Source organism: Roseomonas chloroacetimidivorans (assembly GCF_049629625.1).
Classification (GTDB): Bacteria; Pseudomonadota; Alphaproteobacteria; order Acetobacterales; family Acetobacteraceae; genus Roseomonas; species Roseomonas chloroacetimidivorans.
Window position 1 is genome coordinate 1 of the sequence record NZ_JBNBZS010000059.1, and the last position, 2,491, is coordinate 2,491.

Annotated in this window: 3 protein-coding genes and 1 pseudogene; all 4 read left to right on the forward strand. The window is 74.1% G+C overall.

What is annotated here, in order from left to right; all coding sequences use genetic code 11:
• A partial coding sequence (locus ACO1BU_RS27310) for a hypothetical protein (protein ID WP_424139130.1) occupies positions 1–512 on the forward strand: 512 nt, incomplete at its 5' end.
• Between the two features lie 4 nt (positions 513–516).
• Positions 517–1,365 (forward strand): MotA/TolQ/ExbB proton channel family protein, encoded by an 849-nt coding sequence (locus ACO1BU_RS27315; protein WP_424139131.1) that lies wholly within the window; start codon positions 517–519, stop codon positions 1,363–1,365.
• A 6-nt stretch (positions 1,366–1,371) separates the two neighbouring features.
• The gene (locus ACO1BU_RS27320; RefSeq protein ID WP_424139132.1) at positions 1,372–1,821 is read left to right on the forward strand and encodes an ExbD/TolR family protein; all 450 of its coding nucleotides are present in this window, start codon (positions 1,372–1,374) and stop codon (positions 1,819–1,821) included.
• Positions 1,822–1,829: 8 nt separating this feature from the next.
• A pseudogene (locus ACO1BU_RS27325) lies at positions 1,830–2,491 on the forward strand (hypothetical protein); the annotation flags it as partial.

A 2,491-nucleotide genomic window follows, 5' to 3' on the forward strand; every position in this document is an offset into this window, starting at 1 on the left:
CAAGGACGCGCAGCATGCCTCTGCCCCGCCCCATCCGGTTCCTGCCCATGCTGATACTGGCGGCAGGACTGGTTCAGGCGCCGGCCATGGCCCAGGGCCAAGCTGCTGGTCCGGCTGCCGGGCAAACAGCTGAACCGGCGCGGGACGAGCCGCCCGGCCAGCCGGCCGCGAAGCCTGTATCGGTGGAGCTGAACCGGCTGGAAGCCCGCAATGAGGGCTGCCGCGTATGGATCCGGGTGGCCAATCCGGGCGCCGCGGTGGATCCGCTACGGCTGGATCTGGTGATCTTCGGCAAGGACTCAGTGGTGAATCGCCGCCTTGCCCTCGATCTCGGACCTTTGCCGGCTGACAAGACCATGGTGCGGATCTTCGACCTGGCAGGCACGGCCTGCGATGGAGTCGGCACCATCCTGCTGAATGACGTGCTGGCCTGCGGGCCGGAGACGCCCGCCGCCTGCCTGTCCCGCCTCGCGGTCAGCTCGCGCGTCCAGGGCGTGGCGCTGGAGAAGTAAGGCCATGAACCCCACCACTTCGGCCACCCCCGTGGCCCCGGCCACTCCCCTGGCCCCGGCTGCCCCTGTGGCTGCGGTCGATCCCGCGATGGCCGAGACGTCGGCGGCCCCGGCTATGCCTGTTACGCCGCCCGGCGCCGGGTCTGCCGCGCCGGACCTGGCCCATGCGGCGGTCGCGCACGATCTTTCGCCACTCGCGCTCTTCCTGCAGGCCGACCCCATCGTGAAGGGGGTGATGCTGCTGCTGCTCGTCGCCTCCATCGCCTGCTGGGGCATCATTATCGAAAAGATCATCGCCGCCCGCCGCCTGCGGGCGGAAACGCGCCGGCTGGCGGGCGCCGCCTCCGGCGCGGTAACGCCGGATGGGGGCCTGGCCGCCGAGGTGATCCGCGCCGGCGCCCGCGAGTGGCATGACGGGCGCGACCCGGCGGAGAGCCGCGGCGAGTACCGGGAGCGGATGGAGCATGCGATGCGCGCCCCGCTGATTGCCGCCTTCCGCGCGGCGGAGCCGGGGTTGCCGCTGCTGGCCACCATCGGCGCTGTGGGCCCCTTTATCGGCCTGTTCGGCACGGTCTGGGGCATCATGAATTCCTTCAGCGGCATCGCGGCCAGCGGCGATACCAGCCTGGCCGTGGTGGCGCCGGGCATTGCGGAGGCGCTGTTCGCCACCGCCGTGGGCCTGGTCGCGGCCATTCCCTCGGTGATGGCCTATAACCGCTTCACCGTGACTTTCTCGCGGCTTCGACAGGCTGGCATGGCTTCCATCGCGGAGTTGGCGGCGGGCATGGCGCGGCGGCCGGCGCCCGGGCGGGTGCGGGACGACATGCCCCGCGCGGCGCAGGCGGCGGAGTAGCGCGGGATGGCCATGTCCATGGGCGGACGCGGCGGGGATGACGATGATGCCCTGCCGATGGCCGACATGAATGTCACGCCGCTGGTGGACGTCATGCTGGTGCTGCTGATCGTCTTCATGGTGGCGGCACCGATGATGACGGTGGGCGTGCCGGTGAACCTGCCGAAGACCGCCGCGGCGCGCACCGCTTCCTCCAACCCGCCGGTGGTGCTGACGGTGGCGCCGGGGAACAAGCTGTATATCCGGCAGGACCCGGTGACGGAGGAGGAGCTGACGCAGCGGCTGGTGGCGCTGCACGCAGCCGATCCGGAGGCGCCGGTGCATGTGCGCGGCGACCGCTCGGTGCCCTATGGCGACGTGCTCAGGGTCATGGGCCGGGTTTCGCGCGCTGGGATCACCAAGGTGTCCCTGATCGCCGAGGCTGACGCGAGCGCGCCCGCCATGCAGGCGCGCTGAGGCGCCGCGTGGACCATCTCCTCGCCGAACGGCCCCCCGAGACGCGCCGGGCGCTGCCGCCGATGCCGCCGCCCGCGGCGCCGGCCGGGCCTGCGCCGGCGGTGCTGGCTGCGGCGATCCAGGCGGCCATCAAGGCCCCCGAGCCGGCCCCTCGGCCGGGCTGGCGGCGCTACCTGCGCCCGGCGGCCTGGGGGATTTCGGCCCTGATTCATGCCGGGGCGGTGGCGGTGATGCTGATGCCCTCCGCCCCGCCCGAGACGGGCGAGCCGCTGATTCAGGTGGAGACGATGGCCCCGCCTGAGCCGATGCCGGCGCCGGAGCCGACCCCGGTGACCGAGCCGGCCGCCGCTGCGGCGCCGCCGGAGGTGGCTCAGGCCGCGCCGCCGCCCGATGCGGTGCAGCCCCCACCGCCGGATGCCGCGCCGCCTCCTCCGCCCGAGGCCGCGGCCCCGCCGCCGCCGGAGGCTGTGCAGCCGCCCCCGCCCGAGGCTGTGGCCGCCACGCCGGCTGAGGCCGCGCCCCCGCCGCCGCCCGATCCGGTGGAGGCGATCGAACCCGAGCTTCCGCCGCCCCCGGAGGAGCCCCCGGTGGAGGCGGCCCCGCCGGTGGAGACCGCGGAGCCCGTGCCGATGCCGCCTCCCCCCGCCCCGCCGCCCCCCCCCGGGCAGCA